18 protein-coding genes are annotated in these 21,021 nt (G+C 71.4%); 7 read left to right on the forward strand and 11 right to left on the reverse strand.

Annotation, left to right across the window (positions count from 1 at the left end; translation table 11 throughout):
* Positions 1–44 precede the first annotated feature (44 nt).
* The gene (gene leuS, locus ACTJI1_RS07835; protein ID WP_440742145.1) at positions 45–2,657 is read right to left on the reverse strand and encodes a leucine--tRNA ligase; all 2,613 of its coding nucleotides are present in this window, start codon (positions 2,655–2,657) and stop codon (positions 45–47) included.
* A gap of 128 nt (positions 2,658–2,785) precedes the next feature.
* A complete protein-coding gene (locus tag ACTJI1_RS07840) occupies positions 2,786–4,186 on the reverse strand; it encodes an anthranilate synthase component I family protein (RefSeq protein WP_440742146.1) in 1,401 nt (466 codons plus the stop codon).
* 17 nt (positions 4,187–4,203) lie between these two features.
* Between ACTJI1_RS07840 and ACTJI1_RS07845 the strand changes: the two genes are divergently transcribed.
* A complete protein-coding gene (locus ACTJI1_RS07845; protein ID WP_310129130.1) occupies positions 4,204–5,013 on the forward strand; it encodes an aminotransferase class IV in 810 nt (269 codons plus the stop codon).
* 25 nt (positions 5,014–5,038) lie between these two features.
* Here the strand turns inward: ACTJI1_RS07845 and cydC are convergent, their stop codons facing one another.
* Genes cydC through ACTJI1_RS07865 form a run of 4 tightly spaced genes read right to left on the reverse strand, consistent with a single transcriptional unit; the run spans position 5,039 to position 10,810 of the window.
* On the reverse strand, positions 5,039–6,712 hold the full coding sequence (gene cydC, locus ACTJI1_RS07850; RefSeq protein ID WP_440742147.1) for a thiol reductant ABC exporter subunit CydC: 1,674 nt from the start codon (positions 6,710–6,712) through the stop codon (positions 5,039–5,041).
* Complete coding sequence (cydD, locus tag ACTJI1_RS07855) at positions 6,702–8,351, reverse strand: thiol reductant ABC exporter subunit CydD (RefSeq protein ID WP_440742148.1); 1,650 nt, start codon at positions 8,349–8,351, stop codon at positions 6,702–6,704. The genes cydC and cydD overlap by 11 nt, the downstream gene beginning before the upstream one ends.
* A gap of 1 nt (position 8,352) precedes the next feature.
* Entirely contained in the window at positions 8,353–9,384 is a 1,032-nt protein-coding gene (gene cydB, locus ACTJI1_RS07860) for a cytochrome d ubiquinol oxidase subunit II (RefSeq protein WP_440742149.1), read from the reverse strand.
* A 13-nt stretch (positions 9,385–9,397) separates the two neighbouring features.
* Positions 9,398–10,810, reverse strand: coding sequence for a cytochrome ubiquinol oxidase subunit I (locus ACTJI1_RS07865; protein ID WP_310134902.1), 1,413 nt, complete (start codon positions 10,808–10,810; stop codon positions 9,398–9,400).
* A gap of 90 nt (positions 10,811–10,900) precedes the next feature.
* Between ACTJI1_RS07865 and ACTJI1_RS07870 the strand changes: the two genes are divergently transcribed.
* The 3 genes from ACTJI1_RS07870 to ACTJI1_RS07880 all read left to right on the forward strand — a co-directional run bounded on the left by ACTJI1_RS07870 (position 10,901) and on the right by ACTJI1_RS07880 (position 13,198).
* Complete coding sequence (locus ACTJI1_RS07870; protein ID WP_310129124.1) at positions 10,901–11,269, forward strand: BlaI/MecI/CopY family transcriptional regulator; 369 nt, start codon at positions 10,901–10,903, stop codon at positions 11,267–11,269.
* Positions 11,266–12,222 carry a M56 family metallopeptidase gene (locus tag ACTJI1_RS07875; RefSeq protein ID WP_440742150.1) on the forward strand — a complete coding sequence of 319 codons (957 nt, stop codon included), beginning with the start codon at positions 11,266–11,268 and terminating at the stop codon, positions 12,220–12,222. The genes ACTJI1_RS07870 and ACTJI1_RS07875 overlap by 4 nt, the downstream gene beginning before the upstream one ends.
* 283 nt (positions 12,223–12,505) lie before the next feature.
* A complete protein-coding gene (locus tag ACTJI1_RS07880; protein ID WP_440742151.1) occupies positions 12,506–13,198 on the forward strand; it encodes a DedA family protein in 693 nt (230 codons plus the stop codon).
* Here ACTJI1_RS07880 and ACTJI1_RS07885 read toward each other — a convergent pair.
* The 5 genes from ACTJI1_RS07885 to ACTJI1_RS07905 form a co-directional block, all read right to left on the reverse strand.
* Entirely contained in the window at positions 13,191–14,117 is a 927-nt protein-coding gene (locus ACTJI1_RS07885) for an ABC transporter substrate-binding protein (RefSeq protein WP_440742152.1), read from the reverse strand. The genes ACTJI1_RS07880 and ACTJI1_RS07885 overlap by 8 nt on opposite strands.
* Positions 14,118–14,182: 65 nt before the next feature.
* Positions 14,183–14,920, reverse strand: coding sequence for an ABC transporter permease (locus tag ACTJI1_RS07890; RefSeq protein ID WP_310129118.1), 738 nt, complete (start codon positions 14,918–14,920; stop codon positions 14,183–14,185).
* A complete protein-coding gene (locus ACTJI1_RS07895) occupies positions 14,917–15,606 on the reverse strand; it encodes an ABC transporter permease (protein ID WP_310129116.1) in 690 nt (229 codons plus the stop codon). The genes ACTJI1_RS07890 and ACTJI1_RS07895 overlap by 4 nt, the downstream gene beginning before the upstream one ends.
* The gene (locus tag ACTJI1_RS07900; RefSeq protein ID WP_440742153.1) at positions 15,603–16,502 is read right to left on the reverse strand and encodes an ABC transporter ATP-binding protein; all 900 of its coding nucleotides are present in this window, start codon (positions 16,500–16,502) and stop codon (positions 15,603–15,605) included. Before ACTJI1_RS07900 ends, ACTJI1_RS07895 begins: the two co-directional genes overlap by 4 nt.
* Positions 16,503–16,765: 263 nt before the next feature.
* A complete protein-coding gene (locus ACTJI1_RS07905) occupies positions 16,766–17,422 on the reverse strand; it encodes a TetR/AcrR family transcriptional regulator (protein ID WP_310129113.1) in 657 nt (218 codons plus the stop codon).
* Positions 17,423–17,624: 202 nt separating this feature from the next.
* Here ACTJI1_RS07905 and ACTJI1_RS07910 point away from each other — a divergent pair, with 202 nt between their 5' ends.
* From ACTJI1_RS07910 to ACTJI1_RS07920, 3 genes are read left to right on the forward strand one after another with little or no spacing between them, the layout of a single operon-like run.
* A complete protein-coding gene (locus ACTJI1_RS07910; RefSeq protein WP_440742154.1) occupies positions 17,625–18,725 on the forward strand; it encodes an App1 family protein in 1,101 nt (366 codons plus the stop codon).
* A 40-nt stretch (positions 18,726–18,765) separates the two neighbouring features.
* Positions 18,766–19,872, forward strand: coding sequence for a winged helix DNA-binding domain-containing protein (locus tag ACTJI1_RS07915; protein ID WP_440742155.1), 1,107 nt, complete (start codon positions 18,766–18,768; stop codon positions 19,870–19,872).
* A gap of 9 nt (positions 19,873–19,881) precedes the next feature.
* On the forward strand, positions 19,882–20,976 hold the full coding sequence (locus ACTJI1_RS07920) for an FUSC family protein (protein ID WP_440742156.1): 1,095 nt from the start codon (positions 19,882–19,884) through the stop codon (positions 20,974–20,976).
* Positions 20,977–21,021 lie beyond the last annotated feature (45 nt).

Raw genomic sequence — 21,021 nt, forward strand, 5'->3', positions numbered from 1 at the left:
CTGTGGAAACAACCCGGCGCTTTCGCGCGATGACGACCCGGCGCTCAGCCCCGCGGCTTGGTCGCGATGTTGACCAGGCGCGGCGCCCGCACGATCACGTTGACGACCTCGCGGTCGCCGACCGAGCGGCGCACGGCGTCCGACTGACGCGCCAGGGCCTCCAGCTCGTCCGATGCGATCTTCGGCGACACCTCGAGGCGGTCGCGCACCTTGCCGTCCACCTGGACCACCGCCGTGACCGACTCCTCGATCAGCAGCGTCGGGTCGGGCTTGCGCCACTGCGCCAGGGCGACCGACGGCTCGTAGCCGAGCTTCTGCCACATCTCCTCCGCCGTGTACGGCGAGAACAGGTTCAGCGCCATGGCGATGACCTCGGCCGCCTCGCGCACCGCGGCGTCGGCCGGGCCGGCGCCCGAGTCGATCGCCTTGCGGGTCGCGTTGACGAGCTCCATCAGTCGTGCGACGACGACGTTGAACTTGAAGGACTCCACGAGCCCGGGCGCGTCGGCCAGGAAGCGGTGCGTCACCCGGCGCAGTGCCGGGTCGCCCGTCTTCCAGACCACGTCGGGCGCGCTGGTGACGTCGTCCGCGATCCGCCACGCGCGGGCCAGGAACTTGGCGCTGCCGGCGGGCGACACGTCCGCCCAGTCGATGTCGTCCTCCGGGGGCCCGGCGAACGCCATCGTCAGGCGCACCGCATCCACACCGTGCTCGTCGAGCTGCTCGGACAGCTTCACCAGGTTGCCGCGCGACTTCGACATCGCGGAGCCGTCCATGAGCACCAGACCCTGGTTGAGCAGCGCCGTGAACGGCTCCGTGAAGCTGATGTAGCCGAGGTCGAACAGCACCTTCGTGATGAAGCGCGCGTACAGCAGGTGCAGGATGGCGTGCGTGACGCCGCCCACGTACTGGTCGACGGGCGCCCACTTCTCGGCCTCGCGCGGGTCGAACGCCTGGGTGTCGTCCTTCGGCGACAGGAACCGCAGGAAGTACCAGGAGCTGTCGACGAACGTGTCCATCGTGTCCGTGTCGCGCTTGGCCGGGCCGCCGCAGCTCGGGCAGGAGACGTTGACCCAGTCGGTCGCTCCGCCCAGCGGGCTCGTGCCCTTGGGCTGCAAGTCCAGACCGTCGGCCGGCGGCAGGAGCACGGGCAGGTCGGCCTCGGGCACCGGAACCTCGCCGCACTGCTCGCAGTGGATGATCGGGATGGGCGTGCCCCAGTACCGCTGGCGCGAGATCAGCCAGTCGCGCAGCCGGAAGTTCTTCGCGGCGGCTCCCAGATGCGCCGCCTGCAGCGCCTCGGTGACGCGACGGATCGCGTTCGACTTGCTCAGCCCGTCGAACGGGCCCGAGTTGATCAGCCGGCCCTCGCCGGTCAGCGCCACGCCCGTCTCGGACGGGTTCTCGAGCGCCGCCTCCTCCGGCAGGATCGGCTCGCCGGTCTCAGGGTCGGTGTGGATCACCGGGATGGCGCCGGTCACCGGCTGCGTCGTGTCGACGACCACGCGCACGGGCAGGTCGAATGCGCGCGCGAAGTCGAGGTCGCGCTGGTCGTGCGCGGGGACGGCCATGATCGCGCCGTGGCCGTAGTCGCTCAGCACGTAGTCGGCCGCCCAGATCGGCAGCCGCTCACCGGTCAGCGGGTTGATCGCGTGGCGCTCCAGGAACACACCGGTCTTCTCGCGCTCGCTGCTCAGCCGGTCCATCTCCGTGGTGCCGCGCACGGCCTCCAGGTAGTCGTCGAAGCGCTTGCGCACCTCGGGACGCGCATCCTGCACCAGCTCGGCGGCCAGGTCGGAGTCGGGTGCGACCACCATGAAGGTGACGCCGTACAGCGTGTCGGGACGGGTCGTGTAGACCGTGACCGGCTCGTCGCGCCCCTCGATCTGGAAGGTCACGTCGGCGCCCGTGGACCGGCCGATCCAGTTGCGCTGCATCGAGATGACCTTGGACGGCCAGGCGCCCTCCAGCTGGTTCAGGTCGTCGAGCAGGCGGTCCGCGTAGTCGGTGATGCGGAAGTACCACTGGGTCAGCTTCTTCTTGGTGACCAGGTTGTCGCAGCGCTCGCAGCGGCCGTTCACGACCTGCTCGTTCGCCAGCACCGTCTGGTCGAAGGGACACCAGTTGACCTGGCTGGCCTTGCGGTACGCCAGGCCCTTCTCGTACAGCTTCAGGAACAGCCACTGGTTCCAGCGGTAGTAGGCCGGGTCGGAGGTCTGCAGCACGCGGTCCCAGTCGAAGCTGGGCGCGTAGCGGCGCATGCTCGCCTTCTGCTGGGCGATGTTGTCGTTGGTCCAGCCGGCCGGGTCGAGGCCGCGCTTGATGGCGGCGTTCTCGGCGGGCAGGCCGAACGAGTCCCACCCGATCGGATGCAGCACGTTGAAGCCCTGCTGACGCCAGTAGCGGGCGATCACGTCGCCCAGCGCGTAGGCCTCGGCGTGACCCATGTGCAGGTCGCCGGACGGGTAGGGGAACATGTCGAGGATGTACTTGCGCGGGCGCTTGTCGGCGGGGTCGTCGGTCGCGAAGGGTCGCAGCTCCTCCCAGACCGGGAGCCACTTCTCCTGGATCGCCGCGAAGTCGTACTGCTGGCGGTCGGGTGCGTCCTGCGGGGTGCTCGCGGCCGTGGTGCCGGCTGCGTCGTGCTCGTGTGCCACGTGACTCTCATTCTCGGTTCCGTCGTGCCGCGGGCGGGATCGGGCGGCACGGAAGAGGTCCGGGCGAGATGGCCCGGGTCTCCAGAGTACTAAACGTCGGCGCCGTCCAGTCCGTTCCCAGCGCGCCCTCAGTTCGCCGCGGGCGTGACGTCCGGAGGGTCCTGCGCGGTCAGGCCAGCGGCAGCGAGCAGCGCCGAGGCCTTCACCCGCACCTCCACGAGCTCCTCCTCCGGCACGGACAGCGCCGTGATGCCGCCGCCGGCCCCGATGCTCACCGTGCCGGCGGTGAAGTGGAGGCTGCGGATCACCATGGCGAGCCGGGCGCTGCCGTCCAGCGCGAAGCAGCCGAAACAGCCGGCGAACGCACCGCGCGGACCGTCCTCCAGCCGGTTCAGGATGCGCATCGCGCTGAGCTTCGGCGTGCCCGTCATCGAGCCTGCCGGGAAGCACGCGGCGACCGCATCCACCGCCCCGAGTCCGGCGCGCAGCCGCCCCTCGACGGTCGAGACGAGCTGGTGGACCTGCGCGTAGCTCTCGACGGCGAGCAGGCTGGTCACCTCGACCGTGCCGAGCTCGCACACGCGGCCGAGGTCGTTGCGCATGAGGTCGACGATCATGACGTTCTCGGCGCGCTCCTTCTCGCTGGCCTCCAGCTCGGCCCGGAGGGCGAGGTCGTCGGCGACGGTCGCGCCGCGCGGTCGCGTTCCCTTGATCGGACGGGTGCGCGCGCGTCCGCCCGCGTCGACGCGGAGAAACTCCTCGGGCGAGGAGCTGACGAGCACGTCGCCGCCGATCCGGACGAACCCGGCGTGCGGCGCGGGGCTGGCGCGGCGGAGCCTCAGGTGCACCGCAAGCGGATCGGCCGGGGTGCGGGCCTCCGCCCGGTTGGTGAGGCACAGCTGGTAGGCGTCGCCGGCCCGGATGGCCTCCTGACAGGCCGCGATCGCGGCCAGGTACGCGGTGTCGTCGTGGCGCCAAGTGGCGGTGGCGTCCGGCACGGTGTGCTCGGCGAGATGTGCCGCGGCCGCGCCGCCGCAGTGTGCCAGGACCTCGCCGGTCGCCCCGATCCAGGCCCGCCCGTCCGCATCGTCGGCCGCGACCAGCTCGACGGTCCGCGCCGCGTGGTCGAACGACAGGAGGCGGTCGACCAGCAGGAGGGCCGCGTCCGGGATCCCCGTGGGGGCGACGGGCGCGCCGGCCGCGGCGGCACCGGCCTCGTATCCCAGCCGTCCCCACCACCCCAGCGGATGACCGGACGTCTCGCCGGTCGCTCGGCCGGCCAGGTCGTCGCGCAGTGCGCTCAGGATGTCGCCCTCACGAGTGCGCCCACCGAGCGTCACGGTGCCGTCGGCGACCGAGGCGGTCGCGGTGACGGTGCCGGTGCCGATCAGGCTGCGGCCCTCCGTCGCCTCCATACCTCTGTCGAGCCAGACGGCGTCGCCCGCGTCCGGCGCAGCGAACAGCGCGGCGAACGCGTCCGCCGGGTCGACCCAGGTGTCGAGCCGGAGCACGCGGAGCGGTGGGGCCACCGGACTAGCCTAGGCGAGTGGATGCGCGCACGACGGAACCCCTGACGACCCTCGCCGACTGGGCGGACGGCGAACTGCGGATCCGTGACGACTGCGAAGTGGTCGAGACCGAGCTGCTTGCCGCCGACTCCTTCCTGGTCCGTCACGGCGCGGCCCTCGCGCTGCGGCTGCACCGCTCGCGCTTCGCCGACACGGTGCGCGAGCAGGGCTACGGCGGGGACGACCTCGCGGAGTTCTGGGAGGCGGGCGTGGCGGCGCTGCCGCGCACCGGCGTCTGGTTCCCGCGGTTCGAGCTGGTGCGCGTGCGCGACGCGCTGCGGTTGCGCGTGCGGGTGCGTCCGGCGCCCGAGCTGACGGAGCGCCTGGTGGTGGCGACCGCGGAACGCGACCCGCGCCAGGTGCCGCATCTGAAGGGCCCGGACATCGAACGACTGAGCGCGGCGCGCCAGGCCGCACAGCGGCGCGGCGCGCAGGAGGCGGTCCTCCTCGACGACGGACGCGTGGCCGACGGCGCCACCACGGCCCTGCTGTGGTGGCGCGACGGGACCCTGTTCACCCCGCCGCTCGCGCTGCCGCGCGTCGACAGCGTCGCCGCGCGGACGGTCCGCGGGATCGCCGCGGCGGTCGGCGTGCCGGTCGACGAGGAGGAGGTGCGCCCGGCGCAGCTCGAGGGCGCCGTGCTGTGGGCGGTCAACGCGCTGCACGGCATCCGTGCGGTCACCGCCTGGGTCGACGGTCCGGCGCTCGCCGCCGACCCGGCGCGCACGGATGCGTGGCGCGCCCGCTTCGCGGCGCTCGCCCGGCCGCTGCCGGAGCCGGGCGAGTAGCGACCCACCGGGTCCGCGCCCGCGCTCAGGCGACCAGCCGCCCGTCCTCCATCCGGAGGCTGCGGTCGATCAGCTCGCCGGGCACCTCGGTGTGCGAGATGAGCAGCACGGTGCGTCCGTCCTCCGCTGCGGTCGTCAGCACATCGCGGACGATCCGATCCGCGACCGCGGCATCCACGTTGGCGGTCGGCTCGTCGACGATGAGCACCGGGAAGTCGGCGAGCAGCGCCCGCGCGAGCGCGATCCGCTGAGCCTGCCCGCCCGAGACCAGGGCGCCGCGCTCGCCGACGGGCGCGGAGAGCCCGCCGCGTTCGAGCACCCACTCGCGCAGCCCGACCCGGTCCAGCACGCCGAGCAACTCGTCGTCGCTCGCGCTGTCGCGGGCGAAGAGCAGGTTCTGGCGGATGTCCGCGTCGAACAGGTGCGGTCGCTGCTCCACAAGGCCGACCGCCTGGCGCACGTCGTCCTGCCGCAGGCCCCGCGTCTCCCGGCCGGCCAGCCGGTAGCCGCCGTCGTGGTCGAGCAGCCGGGTGAGGACGTGCGCGAGCGCCGTCTTTCCCGCACCGGTGGGGCCGGTGAGCAGCACCCGCTCCCCCGGCGCCAGCCGGAGCGTCAGATCGCGCAGCACCGGCGTGTGCTCACCGGGCCAGTGCGCCGACAGCCCGTCCAGCCGCACCTCGGGCACGCCGGGACCGGCGAAGTATGCGGCGTCCCGCGCATCCACGGGGATGCCGTCCGGCACATCCACCGGAGCCGTCGTCGCGATCCGCTCGGCGCTCGTGCGGACACGACGCCAGGCTCCCAGAGCGAGCGGAACGGCCCCGAAGACCTCGAAGACCGCGAGCGGCAGCAGGGCGATCACCGTGAGCGACGGCGCGTCCATCCCCGCGGCGAGGGCGGGGACGCCGACCACCAGGGCGCCGAGCGTGGCCGCACCGGCGAACAGCGAGACGGCGCCGGCCGTGACACCCAGGCCGACCGCACGGCGGCGTGCGACGGACGTCAGCCTCTCGCTCGCCGCCCGGACGCGCTCCTGCGCGCCCGCGAGCGCTCCGAACGCTGTCAGGACGTCCAGGTTGCTCACCAGGTCGTGGAGCGCGTCGTTCAGCGCCGCCCGCAGCGGGGCGATCCGGCGCTCGGCCGTGCCGGTCGCCCACCGGTTCACCAGCACCCCGGCCGCCAGCGCGCCCGCCAGAGCCACGGTCAGCACGACGGCCGCGCCCGGGAGCACCAGCGCGGTGACGACGACGCTGCCCACGACGACGATCCCCGCGGTGACCAGCGGCTGGACGACCCGCAGCGACAGGTTCTGCAGCTCGTCCACGTCGTCCGCCAGCCGCGTGAGCAGGTCGCCCGAGCGAACGCCCCGCAGCCCGTCCGGAGCCAGCGGCTCGAGCCGGCGGTAGAGGCGGGCGCGGACCGTGCCGAGCTGCCGGAAGGCCGCGTCGTGGCCGGACAGCCGCTCGAGGTACCGGAAGAAGGCGCGGCCGAGAGCGAAGGCGCGCACCCCCACGATGGCCAGCGAGAGGTACATCAGCGCGGGCTGCTCCGACGCGCGGGTGATCAGCCACGCGGAAACGCCCAGCAGGGCGACGGCGCTTCCGCCGCTCAGCACGCCGAGGGCGATGGCGGCCCACAACCGTCTCGCGGGCGGCAGCGCGAGCCGGAGGATGCGACGGACCTCGGGATCAGCCGACATGGGCCACCTCCTGACGTGCCTCCAACGCGATCTCTCGGCCGGCGGCCGAGGCGACCGCCTCGCGGTGGCTGACCACGAGCACGGCGACGCCCTCCGCGGCGATCCGCCGCAGGCCCGCGACCAGCCGCTCCTCGGTCCGGGCGTCGAGGGCGGACGTCGGCTCGTCGAGCACCAGGATGCGGCAGCCCCGCGAACGCAGCCGGTACAGCGCGCGGGCGACCGCCACCCGCTGCGCCTGCCCGCCCGACATCCCGATGCCGCCCGCGCCGACCACGGTCTCCGGGTCGAGCTCGTCCGCGGCGGCCTCGCGGAGCGCGCGGGCCACGAGCTCGGCGTCCGGGTGCTCCTCGCCGAGTGCGACGTTGTCTCCGATGGTTCCGGCGAGGAGCCCGGGACGCTGACCGGCCCAGGCGAGCGCCTCGCGCCGTCCCCCGGCGTCCACGCGCCCATCGGCGACGATGTTGCCCTCGAACGCGACGAATCCGAGTGCCGCCGCGAGCAGCGTCGACTTGCCGGCGCCGCTCGGGGCCCGCAGCACCGTCAGCTCGCCGGGCAGCGCCGTCGCGGAGAACCCGTCGACCACGGTCCGGCCGTCGTAGGCGACGGTCACGTCCTCGAACACCAGTCCGCCCGGTTCCGAGGCCTCGCGGCTCGTGCCCTCCTGCTGCGCGGCGCCATCCGCCGCCTCCGCCTCCTCGATCACGGCGAACGCCCGCGCCGCCGCCTCGATCCCCTCCGCGGCCGCGTGGTACGACGCGCCGACGTTGCGCAGCGGCAGGAACGCCTCCGGCGCCAGCAGCAGCACGAACAGCCCCACCGAGAGGTCGAGGGAGCCGCCCAGCAGCCGCAGTCCGATCGTCACCGCGATCACCGCGACCGACAGGCTGGCCGCCAGCTCCAGCACGAATCCCGAGAGGAACGACATCCGCAGCACCCGCATAGTGTGCACGCGGTACTGCTCGCTCACCTCCCGGATGCGCGCCTCCTGACGATGCTGGCGCCCGAACAGCTTGAGGGTGGGCAGCCCCGCGACGACGTCGAGGAACCCGCTCGACAGACGCGACAGCGCCGTCCACTGACGCTGCTGCGCCGCCTGCGTCGCCCATCCGACCAGCACCATGAAGACCGGGATGAGCGGGAGCGTCACCAGCAGCACGATCGCGCTGGTCACATCCCGCCACCCGATCGTCACCACGAGCAGCGGGGTCGCGACCGCGGTGCCGATCAGCTGCGGCAGGTACTTCGCGAAGTAGCCGTCGAGCGCCTCCATGCCCCGGCCCGCGACCAGGGTGACGTCGGCACTGGTGCGGCGGGAGGCCCATCCCGAGCCCAGCCTCCCGACGGCCGTGACCAGCCGCTCGCGCAGCTGCCCGACCGCCCGGGCGCCTCCGCGGGACGCCACTGCGTCGACGGCCCAGAGCAGCACCGCGCGGGCGGCGATGACGACGCTGAGCAGCACGAGCGTCCCGCTCAGCTCCGGCAGCCGCTCCCCCGCGATCGCGCGGACGATCACGTCCGTCACCAGCCACGCGAACGCGATGATGGATGCGGTCTGCAGTGCTGCGAGCGCGGCGCCGGCCGCCAGCGTGCCGCGCGTGGCGGACGCGTAGCGGAGCAGGCGCGGGTCGAGCGGGCGCACGTCAGACCGTCACGGTGGGGACGACGGGCTCGGCCGGCTCCTGCGGGATGTGGTCGCGCGTCACCCGCTTGCGGAAGATCCAGTACGTCCAGGCCTGGTACACGAGGATCAGCGGCAGGAAGATCGCCGCCACCCAGGTCATGATGGACAGCGTCGTGGCCGAGCTCGACGCGTTCGCGATGGTGAGGCTGTTCTGCGGGTTCGGCGACGACGGCATCACGTCCGGGAAGAGCGCCGCGAACAACGACACCACTGCGAGGGCGATGGTCGCCGCCATCAAGCCGAACGACCAGCCCTCGGCGCCACGCAGGTTCGCGATCCAGGATGCGACGAGCGCGATCGCCGCGAAGAGCGCGAGGGCCAGGAACACCGGCGAGAAGTGCGTCACCGCGGTCCAGCCGAGGAAGGACGCGGCCACGACCACCGCCAGGGCGCCGGACACGGTGGCCAGGCGGCGCGCCCTCCGGCGCAGGTCACCGTCGGTCTTCAGCGACAGGAACACGGCGCCGTGGGTGAAGAACAGCAGCAGCGTCGTCAGGCCGCCGAGCAGCGCATAGCCGTTGAGCAGGTCGAAGAACGTCCCCGTGTAGTCGTGGTGCGCGTCGAGGGCGACACCCTGGACGATGTTCGCGAACGCGACGCCCCACAGGAAGGCGGGAAGCGCGGAGCCGACCACGATCATCCCGTCGAACCACCGCTTCCACCGGGCCCCGGCGCGCTGGTGCCGGTACTCGAACGACACGCCGCGCACGATGAGCGCGAGCAGGATGAGCAGGAGCGCCAGGTAGAAGCCGCTGAACAGCGTGGCGTACCACTCCGGGAAGGCCGCGAAGAGCGCGGCGCCGCCCACGATGACCCACGTCTCGTTGAGGTCCCACACCGGGCCGATGGTGTTGATCATCACGCGGCGGTCGACGTCGTCGCGGCCGAGGAACGGCAGCGCCATCCCGACGCCGAAGTCGAAGCCGTCGAGCACGAAGTAGCCGACGAAGAAGAACGCGACGATTCCGAACCAGAGAACTGCGAGATCCATTGCCCTGCTCCTCCTAGTAGACCGTCGCGACCGGGATGGGCTCGCCGGCCTCGTCGAGATGCTGGTCGATGTCCTGCGGGCCCTTCTGCGCCGCCCGCTTGATGAGCAGGAACTCGACGACGGCGAGGGTGCCGTAGACGGCGGTGAACGCGATCAGCGAGATCAGCACCTCGACGCCCGTCGTGCCGGGCGAGACGCCGTCGGCGGTCTTCATCAGGCTGAACACGATCCAGGGCTGGCGGCCCATCTCGGTGAAGATCCAGCCGACGACCATCGCCAGCAGCGAGAGCGGCATCGCCCAGATCGCGATCTTCCACATCCACGCGCGGGGTGGGGTGCGGCCCTTCCGCGTCAGCCAGAGGCCGACCACCGCGATCAGGACGTGCAGCATCCCGAGCCCGATCATCCAGCGGAAGGCCCAGTAGGTGACCCAGATGACCGGCGTGTAGTCGCCAGGGCCGTAGAGCTGGGTGTACTGCGCCTGCAGGTCGTTGATTCCCTCGACGGTGCCGTTCAGGCTGTGCGTCGACAGGAACGACAGCAGGTACGGGATGCGGATGGAGAACAGCTCGTGCACGCCGTCCGGTGTGCCGAGAGTGAAGATCGAGAAGGATGCGTCCGCGCCGGTCGAGGTCTTGTAGAGCGCCTCCGCGGCCGCCATCTTCATCGGCTGCGTCTCGACCATGGCGAGGCCCAGCTGGTCGCCGCTGAGGACGGTGCCGATGCCGGCGCCGACCATCAGCCACAGGCCGAACTTCAGGGCGGGACGCATCGTGTCGAGGTGCCGGTTGCGCGACAGGTGCCAGGCGGCCACCGCGATGATCAGGCCGGCCGACACCATGAAGCAGCCGAAGATCGTGTGCGGGAACGCGGCCAGCGCCACCTTGTTGGTGAGCACGGCCCACAGGTCGGTGAGCTCGGCGCGTCCCTTGGCGGGGTTGAGGTGGTAGCCCACCGGGTTCTGCATGAAGGCGTTCGCCGCGAGGATGAAGTACGCGGACAGGATGCTGCCCACCGAGACGACCCAGATCGTGGCGAGGTGCAGACCCTTCGGCAGACGGTCCCAGCCGAAGATCCAGAGGCCGATGAACGTCGCCTCCAGGAAGAACGCGAGCAGTCCCTCCAGCGCGAGCGGTGCGCCGAAGATGTCGCCGACGAAGCGGGAGTAGTTCGACCAGTTCATGCCGAACTGGAACTCCTGCACGATGCCGGTCACGACGCCCATGGCGAAGTTGATCAGGAAGATCTTGCCGAAGAAGTGGGTCAGCTGCAGGTAGTGCGGCTTGCCGGTGCGGTACCAGGCGGTCTGGAAGACGGCGGTGCAGGTGACCAGACCGATGGTCAGCGGCACGAAGAGGAAGTGGTAGATCGTGGTGAGCCCGAACTGCCAGCGCGACAGCAGGAGCGGGTCCAGCAGTTCGTTCACGTGCATCCCTCCGACTGTTCTACACAACGTAGAACTTCTACTTCTACAGAGTGTAGAACATTCTCAGCCGGTTCGCGCTACCCTGGATACGTGGCCAATCTGGGTGAACTCGAACGGGCGGTGATGGACGCCCTGTGGGACGGCGACGCCCCCCTCAGCGCAGGCGACCTCCGCGACAGGCTAGCGACGGCGCGCGAGACCGGAAAGGCACCGGCGCTGACCACGGTCCTCACCGTGCTCTCCCGTCTCGAGGCGAAAGGGTTCGTCGGGCGCGACCGCGACGCGCGGCCGCACCTCTACTACGCCGCGCTGTCCCGCGCCGGGCACGTCGCCGACCTGATGCGCGAAGTGCTGGAGTCGTCCTCCGACCGCACCGAGGCGCTCGCCTACTTCGTCGGCTCGGTCGACGAGTCAGAGGCCGAGGTGCTCCGCCGCCTCCTCGCCGACCGCAGCGTGTGAGCACCGACCCGGCCGCGCCGCTCGCCGGCGCGATCTTCCTGGGCGCGCTGGCCGTCGCGCTGGCGTGGCCCGTGCCGCTGCTCCTCGCCCGGGCGAAGTGGCCGTCCGCCGCGCCGACGCTCGCCCTGGCGCTCTGGCAGTCGATCGCCCTCGCCGGGGGCATCTCCATGATCGGCTCGCTGCTGCTGGCGGGACTCGAACCGTTCGGCGACGACCTGTGGAGCCGCATCGGCGGAGCCTGGGCCTCGCTCTTCCACGGTCCGCTGCCGCACGCGGTCAGCCTCTTGAACGCGTTCCTGCTCAGCGCGGCCGTGCTTCTCACCGCGCACCTCGTGCTCAATCTCGCGCTCACCTCGGTGCGGAGCCGCAACCAGCGGCACCGTCACATGGAGCTGCTGCGCCTGCTCTCCTCCCCGCTGCCCGACGTTCCGAGCACACGCGTGATCGACCATCCCGCGCCCGCCGCGTACTGCCTGCCCGGGGCACGCAGCGTGACCGTGCTGTCCGAGGGCATGATCGAGCTGCTCTCCCCCGCCGAGCTGGATGCGGTGGTCGCGCACGAGCGGGCCCACCTGCGGCAGAAGCACCACCTGCTGCTGGACGCGTTCCGCTCCTGGAAGCGCTCCCTCCCCTGGTTCCCGATCGCCACCCGGGCGCAGGACGCGGTGGCCCTGCTGATCGAGATGCTCGCCGACGACACGGCGCGCCGCACCTCCGGGGATGCGGTGCTCGCCGAGGCGATCCGCCTCGTGGACGCCACCGGCCCCGCCGGCGCCGCCCTCGGCGCCCCCAAGGACCGGCGCACGCCCGAGCAGCGGCGCGCCGCCCTCGTCGCGCGCGAGGAGCGCCTCACGGACGGCCGGCGCACCGTCGGCCCGCTGCTCCGCACGTCCGTGGTCGTCGCGACAGTGCTGCTCGTCGTGGTGCCGCCCCTCGTGATCCTGCTGAGCTGACGCTGCCGCCGCGTCCCGCTGGCGCCGCTCGCGCCCTTGGGGGCCGAGATTTGTGCCAAATCGCGGTTATCGCGCCGCCATAACCACGATTTGGCACAAATCGTCGAATACAGCGCGACGCGATTCGTGCCGATTGTCGCCCATCAGCGCGCTGGAACGTGCATTCGTGACGAATGGCGCCCGCGGGACGGTACGGGACTCGGCGCGAAGGCCCAGCGGCGGCTCAGGGGGCGACCAGCGGGCGCCGCTACGCTGCGGGTATGCCGAGACGTGAGCCGTCGACATGAACGAGGCACTGACGTGGGTGCTCGACCTGGTGCAGGGCGTCGACCCGGTGCTGCGGACGCTGCTCGCCGGGCTCGGCATCCTGTTCGAGACGTCCATCCTGGTCGGGCTGATCGTTCCCGGCGACACCATCGTGCTGGTGGCCGCCACGGGCGTCGACGGACCTGCGGAGTACGCGGCCCTCGTCGCCGCCGTGATCGTCGGCGCGCTGTGCGGGGAGTCGATCGGCTTCGCCCTCGGGCGGTGGTTCGGTCCGCGCATCCGGGTCAGCGCGCTCGGCCGGCGGGTCGGAGTGCGCAACTTCGACCGCGCCGAGGCCTACCTTGCGCGGCGCGGCGGCATCGCGGTGTTCCTCTCGCGCTTCCTGCCGGTGCTGCACTCGCTCATCCCGCTGACCGTCGGGATGAGCCCCATGCGGTACCGCACGTTCCTCGCGTGGACGGCGCCCGCGTGCGTGCTGTGGGCGTTCGCCTACGTCAGTGTGGGTTCCGCGGCGGCGGGGAGCTATCGCGAGCTGTCGCGCGAGCTCCATGGCGCCGGCTACGTGTTCGTGGCGGTGATCGCCGTGTTCCTGGTGGCGGTCTTCGTCGTCAAGAAGGTGCTGTCCGCCCGCGAGGCCAAGCACATGGAAGCGGCGGCCCGGGAACCCGGACCGCCGCTCGATGAGACCGAAGAGCCCTCGGCTACTTGATCGGGTGGTCCTCCAGCCACTTCTTGGCGAGCACGTCGGGCTGCGTCTTTCTGGAGCCCTGGTTCTCGCCGTTCAGGTCGATCAGGTCGGAGGTGGTGAGCTCCTTGGAGACCTTGTCCAGGACGTCCTTGACCTTGTCCGACGCCTTCGAGCTGTTGATCAGCGGCACGATGTTCTGCGCCGCGATCAGGTTCTTCGGGTCCTTCAGAGTCACGAAGCCGTTGTCCTTGATGGCCGGCGTGGTCGTGTAGATGTCGGCGAGCTGCACGTCGCCGTTCTTCAGCGCGGCGACGGTCAGCGGGCCGCCCGAGTCGCTGATCGGCTTGAGCGTCGCGGTGACGCCGTAGGCCGACTTCAGCCCCGGGATGCCGTAGGGCCGCGTCCCGAACTCAGGGTTCGCGCCGACCGTGAGCGGGTCGGTGACCTTCTTCAGGTCGTCGAGGCTCGTGACGCCCCACTTCTCCGAGAACTCCTTGGTGACGTTGTAGGAGTCGGCGTCCTGGGCCTCCGACTGGTCGAGCACCTCGTAGCCCTTGGGCAGGGCGTCGTTCAGGGCGGCGTAGACGTCGTCGCTGGAGGTCGCGGTGCTGTTCTTGTCGTAGAACTGCAGCAGGTTGCCGCTGTACTCCGGGATGAGGTCGATGGAGCCGTCCTGCAGCGCCTTCAGGTAGACGTCGCGCTGGCCGATGCTCGGCTTGTACGCGACCTTCACGCCGTTGGCGGCCAGGGCCTGGCCGTAGATCTGCATGAGGATCTCGGACTCGCCGAACGCGGCGGAGCCGACCGTGACGGTGTCACTGGACGACGAGGCGGAACCGGTGCTGAACGCGCCGCCCCCGGAGGAGCAGGCGCTGAGGGCGAGCAGCGCCCCGGCGGCGAGCACGCCGGCCGCGAGGCGGCTCTTCTTCGATGCGAACATGATCTTCTCTTCTCTTGGGTGCTCCCGGTCGGGGAGGCTGGTGTGCTGGGTTGGACAGGACGGGTTCAGGTGGTGGGGGCGCCTTCCGGCACCGGGCGGGCGGCCGAGCGGCCGCCTTCCGCGCTGTCGCGGACACGCCCCGCGGTGACACCCCGGGGCACGACGAGGCGCTGGACGATGGCAAACAGCCCGTCCGCGACGAGGGCGAGGGCGACCACGATGATGGAGCCGCCGAGTACCTCCGGGTAGTTCTGCACCGAGAGGCCGTCGAACAGGAAGCGGCCGAGACCGCCGACCGGCAGGATCGCCGCGACCGTCCAGGTGGCGATCACCTGCAGACCGCCCGAGCGGATGCCGCCGATCACGAGCGGCAGCGACAGCGGCAGCTCGACTTTCGTGAACACCTGCCAGCCGGTCATGCCGATCGCGCGCGCGGCGTCGATGGGCGCCCGGTCGACCGACTCGAGTCCCGAGTAGGCGCCCGCCAGGATCGGTGGGATCGCGAGGATCGTCAGGGCGATGAGCGACGGCACGATGGTGAGGTTGGTGGTCAGCAGCGCCAGGTAGATGACGAGGCCCAGCGTCGGCAGCGCGCGCAGCGCTCCGGAGACGCCGACCGCCAGCCCGCGGAACCGGCCCGAGTGACCGATCGCGAACCCGATCGGCAGGGCGATGATCGCGGCGAGCAGCAGTGTGAGCAGCGAATAGACGATGTGCTCGCCCAGACGGGCGGGGATGCCGCTCGGCCCGGACCAGTTGGCCGGGTCGCCGATCCACCCGAAGGCGGCCAGGATGTCGGTCATGCGCCGGTCACCGCCCTCATCGCCGCGCGCCGGCTGAGCCGTGCTGCCCGCCGGTTGGATCGCGTCCAGGGCAGGAGCAGACGGCCGAGCCCCACGAGGATCAGGTCGAAGACGAGCGCCACCACCATGATCAGGATGATGCCGACCGCCACCTCCTCGGTGTACGAGCGGTTGAGGCCGTCGGTGAACAGGTAGCCGAGGTTCGGGACGCCGAGGAGCGCTCCGACGCTGACGAGACTGACCGTGCTCACCGACACCACGCGGAGTCCCGCGAGCAGCACCGGTCCGGCCAGCGGGAGTTCGACGGACCAGAACCGGCGCCAGGACGAGAACCCGACGGCGGTCGCCGACTGCAGCACGTCACCGGGAACCGAGCCCAGCGCATCCGCCGTCGTGCGCACCATGAGCGCGAGCGCGTAGATGCTCAACGCCACCACCACGTTGAGGGGCGACAGGATCTGGGTGCCGATCAGCGCGGGCATCGCGAAGAACAGCGGCAGCGACGGGATCGTGTAGAGGATGCCGCCGATGGTCAGCAGCACGCCGCGGCTCCACCGGTAGCGGTTCGCGACCCACCCGATGGGCAGGGAGACCACGAACCCGATGACGATCGGGAGAGCGGCGAGCCACACGTGGGAGACCGTGAGATTCCAGACCTGGCCGAGGTTCGACCACAGAAAACTCACGACGCGTCCTCACCCTGCGCCGGAGCACCCGCGACCGAGACGGTCGCGGCCTTTGCCTCGGAGGGAGCGGCTGCGCCGCGCGGCGAGCCGGAGAGCACGCCGGCGGCGCGCCCGTCGCTGTCGACGAGCACCGAACCGGTCGGCGTCTCCTCGACGTGGAGTGCACGGCGGCCGCGGTCGGCGCCGACGAACGACGCGACGAAGTCGTCGGCCGGGTCGGCGAGGATCTCGGCGGGCGTGCCCTTCTGGGCGACGATGCCGCCCTTGCGGAAGATCACGACCTGGTCGCCCAGCTTGAAGGCCTCGTCGATGTCGTGCGTCACGAAGACCACGGTCTTGTCGAGGTCGCGCTGCAGGTGCAGCAGCTCGTTCTGCAGGTCGTCGCGCACGATCGGGTCGACGGCGCCGAAGGGCTCATCCATCAGGAGGATGTTCGGGTCGACCGCCAGCCCGCGGGCCACGCCCACGCGCTGCTGCTGGCCGCCCGAGAGCTGGCTCGGGTACCGGTCGGCGAGCGAGCGCTCGAGGCCCACCGTGTCCATGAGCTCCAGCGCGTGCTCGCGCGCCTCTTTCTTCTTGACGCCCTTGAGCAGCGGGACCGTCGCGATGTTGTCGACGACCTTGCGGTGCGGGAGCAGGCCCGAATTCTGCATGACGTAGCCGATCGAGCGGCGCAGGGCGACCGGCTTGAGCGACAGCACATCCTGGCCGTCGATCTCGATCGACCCGGACGTCGGGTCCACCATGCGGTTGATCATGCGCAGGATGGTCGTCTTGCCGCTTCCGGAGGAGCCCACCAGCACGGTGATCCGCCGCGACGGGATGACGAGCGAGAAGTCGTCGACGGCGAGCGTCCCGTCCGGGAAGCGCTTCGTCACGTCGCGGAACTCGATCACGAGAGCTCTCCCCGGATCGGGGTCGCTGCGCGATCGGAATCGCTCCTGGGGGCGGGGGCGTATGCGGCCATCTCCTCCACCCAAACAAAACCGCGCGGTTTTGGCAATGAAAAGAGACGAATCGTGACGTTCAGGGTCGGTCGCATTCCGGCCCCCCTTCGTTCGGTGATGTGGCCGTTCGGGTTCTGCGCACTCTGTTCGGAGCACTCACCCGTGTGGATGGCAACCTGCCACCCACCACCGACATTCCCGATCCGACGGGATCAGTGCTGCGGGTCGAAGCGCCGCTCGAGGTACTCCTTGGCCACGGTCCTGGCCTCGGCGATGTAGCGCTCGTCGCCGTTCGGGTCCTCCACGAATGCGCGGTTGATCAGGGAGTCCATGATCTCGACGACCACGTCGAGGCGGAACGCCAGGTCGTCCCCGGCGGGCAGGCCGTACTCGTCGGAGAGGATCTGCGCGAACTGGCGGGCGAACCCGGCGTCGCGCACGACCTCGTCCTCCGGGACGCCCGCGCGCTCGGCGTCGGCGAAGCGGATGATGCGGAAGCCCGGCTCGGTGCGGAACATGTCGACGAAGGCGTCGATCGCAGCCTCCACGGCGTTCCACCAGTGCTCCGGCGACTGCGCGTCGATGGCCTGCACGACGGAGTGGCGGTAGCGCAGGAGCGCGCGGTCGCGGAGGGCCTGCAGCAGCACGATGCGGTCCGGGAAGTACCGGTAGACGGTTCCGATGGAGGCTCCGGCTCGCTCCGCCACCATGGCGGTCGTCAGCCGGTCGAATCCGATCTCATCCACCACGGCCGCGGCCGCGTCGAGCAGCGCGTCGATGCGTGCGGCGCTGCGCTCCTGGATGGGCTCCGTGCGGACGAGCGGTGCTCCGACCGTGCTCTGTCCGGCCACCAGATCGTTGATGGGCACGAGGGCGACTCCTTTTCTCAGTCGAACAAGGCGGTGTTTCGGGTCCCCAGCCCGGCGACAGGATCACCGTCGCACTCAGACGATCATATTCGTGGAAACCTCACTTCCGCTGTGGAATACCCTTCGACGCGCCGCAGAAACAGTCCCCCAGATCTGGGGGATGCATTCGTGTGCACGTTCACTCCGTGAGAAAATGCCTTAGATGCCCTCTTCCGATTCGCGCCATGACAAGGTCTCCGGCGACCCCATCGTCCGTCGCGGCGCGGCGGTCGAGCCGATCATGCACCGCGCCGCCCGCATCGAGGACGCGTTCCACGAGTTCCGTGCGCGCCGGGCCCGCAAACGCGGTTTCCTGGCGACGGTGGTGCCGTACACCGGCTACGGCTCGCCCTCCTGGGTGCGCATCCTGGGCCGCGTCGTGCTCGCCAAGGAGCCGCGCCCGGGGAGCCGCGCCGAGCGGCTGCACCGCAGGCGCGAGGAGTCGATCCGCGGCTGGCGCTCCTTCATCAGCGTGCCGCTCGCGGAGACGACGGTCACGGTCGAGATCGAGGGCGACCGTCACGAGGTGACGACCGACCGCGGCGGCGTGATCGACTCCGTGGTCCCGGTGCAGCTCTCCCCCGGGTGGCACACCGTTCGCCTGTCCACCGCGGAGTCGACGCGCGTGTTCGAGGCGCCGGTCTTCGTGCTCGACCCTAAGGCCACCTTCGGCGTGATCTCCGACGTCGACGACACCGTCATGGTGACGGCGCTCCCCCGGCCCCTGCTCGCCGCGTGGAACACCTTCGTGCTCGACGAGCACGCCCGCGTCCCCACCCCGGGCATGTCCGTCCTCCTCGAGCGGCTCTCCGCCGCGCATCCCGGAGCACCCGTCGTCTACCTGTCGACGGGCGCCTGGAACGTCGCGCCGACACTCACCCGGTTCCTGTCGCGCAACCTCTTCCCGGCCGGCCCGCTGCTCCTGACCGACTGGGGGCCCACGCACGATCGCTGGTTCCGCAGCGGCCGCGAGCACAAGCGCACCAGCCTCGAACGGCTGGCGCAGGAGTTCCCGGGGCTGAAGTGGCTGCTGATCGGCGACGACGGGCAGCACGACGAAGACCTGTACGGCGAGTTCACGGTCGCGCATCCCGACAACGTCGCCGCCGTCGCCATCCGCCAGCTGTCGAACAGCGAGGCGGTGCTCGCCGGTGGCCGGTCGAAGGCGGACAAGCACCGGGAGCTCTCGGGCACGCCCTGGGTGTACGCGCCGGACGGCGCCGGTCTCAGCGAGCAGCTGACGGAGCTCGGACTCCTGCCGTAGCGCACGCCGACGTGTCGGTGGCGTCTGCCAGGCTGGTGCCATGTCCTCCGGCCCCATCGCGCACGCGAACCGCGCCGACCTGCTCCGGATGCGCCGGCTCGCGCAGGCGATCGACGGCCCCCGCGAACAGGATCCGGCCGCGGTGGCGCGCCGGCTGCTCGCCCTGCAGGGCCAGGACTTCGCGGCGGGATGCTGGGCTCTCGCCGTGCGCACCGACCGTGCCACGCGTGACGACGTCCTCGCCGAGCTCGACGCCGGTCGCATCATCCGCTCCTGGCCGATGCGCGGGACGCTGCACTTCGTGCCGCCGGACGACCTGCGATGGATGCTCTCGGTCACGACCGACCGGATGGTCGCCGGTCTGGCACGCCGGCACGAGCAGCTCTCGCTGACCGCCGCCGACTTCGCGCGCGCGGCCGATGTCGTCACCGGCGCGCTGGAGGGCGGCGGCCGCATCGGGCGCGCGGAGCTGATGGAGCTGTGGGAGTCGGCCGGGATCGGCACGTCCGGTCAGCGCGGCTATCACCTCATCTACTTCCTCTCCCAGACCGGCCTGCTCTGCTGGGGCCCGGTGGTCCGCGGCCCGAACGGCACGCTGGCGCAGGCGCTCGTCCTGCTCGACGAGTGGGCGCCCGCCCCGCCGGCGATCGGAGCGGACGAGGCGAGCACGCGGTTCCTCCTCCGCTACCTGACCGGCCACGGCCCGGCGACGATCCGCGATTTCGTCTGGTGGATGAAGGGCACGATCGGCGCCGCGAAGGCGGCCCGTGCGGAGCTCGGCGACGCGCTCACGGCGATCGAGTGCGACGGAGCCGAGTACCTCGTCACGTCCGAGCTCGCCGACCGCGCAGCGGCCACCCCGGCCACGCGCGCCGAGAGGGAGGCGGTGCACCTCCTGCCCGCGTTCGACGAGTACCTGCTCGGCTACCAGGACCGCTCCCCCATCCTCGACGACGAGCACTCCGAGCTCATCGTCCCGGGCGGCAACGGCATCTTCCAGCCGATCATCGTCGCCGGCGGCCGCATCGTGGGTACGTGGCGCCGCGACGGGGCCCGCGTCGTCCCCGCCCCGTTCGCCGAGCTGAGCGGCGCCCGCCGGGCGCGCCTCGGGAGGGCCGCTTCGGCCTACGCCCGGTACGCCGGGTAGCGTTGAAGGGTGGCACGCACCCGCTCGACCCCTCGCCGGCTCCCGGCCGGCATCGCGCTCCCCGCCACCATCCGCACATCCACCCGCGCCCCGTTCCTCCAGGTCGTCAAGACCGCCGTGGCGATGATCGTCGCGTGGGCGGTGGCGAGCGTCTTCGTGCACGGCGAACTGCCGATCTTCGCCACGATCGCGGCCCTGCTGGTCGTGCAGCCGAGCGTCAACCAGTCGGTGGGGCGCGCGATCGAGCGCTCCCTCGGTGTGATCGGCGGTGTCGTCGTCGCCTACCTGATCGGGCTGGCCTTCGGCACCAACAGCTGGATCGTGCTCCTGGCGGTCGTCGTCTCGGTGCTGCTCGCCTGGGCGCTCAAGCTCACCCCCGGGACGGCGAACCAGGTGCCGATCACGGCCATGCTCGTGCTCGCCATCGGCGCCTCCGACCCCGAGTACGCCCTCGCCCGGATCGTCGAGACGGTGCTGGGCGCGGCCGTCGGCGTGATCGTCAACGTCGCGATCGTCCCCCCGGTGCTCACCGCGCCAGCCCGAGAGGCGGTGGTCGCGCTCGGCACGGAGATCGCGTCCACGCTCGACCGGCTCGCCGACGCACTCACCACCCGGCACACTCGAGGCGAACTGGATGCGCTGCTCATCGAGGCGCGCCTGCTGCGGCCGATGGAGGCCAAGGCGCAGAGCGCGATCACCGCCGCGGACGAGAGCCTGTCGCTGAACCCGCGCCAGCGCAAGCACCGCGTCTACCTGGAGCATGACCAGCGACTGTTCGACAGCCTCCGCCCGCTGATCAACCGCACGCTCGGGATGACGCGGGCCTACCACGACCACTACGACGACAGTCTCGCCGGCGAGCCGACCATCCACGCCATCGCGGACGAGCTGCACCGCGCCGCGCACGACCTGCGGCTGCTGGCGCGCGACCCGGACGAGCCGATCGCCGAGCCCGGCACGGAGACGGCGGGCATCCCGGTGCTCACCGCGCCCTTGACGGTCGCGACGCCGGACCCGCGCCACTGGTTGCTGATCGGCTCCCTCGTGGAGGACATGCGCCGCATCCACGTCGAGATCGCGGGCGACGACGCCTCGTCCGGCTGAGCTCCGGCTGAGCTCCGGCTCCGGCCGAGGCGCGGTGCCCGCGGC

It is taken from the genome of Leifsonia sp. 22587 (assembly GCF_052044215.1).
Taxonomy (GTDB): Bacteria; Actinomycetota; Actinomycetes; order Actinomycetales; family Microbacteriaceae; genus Leifsonia; species Leifsonia shinshuensis_C.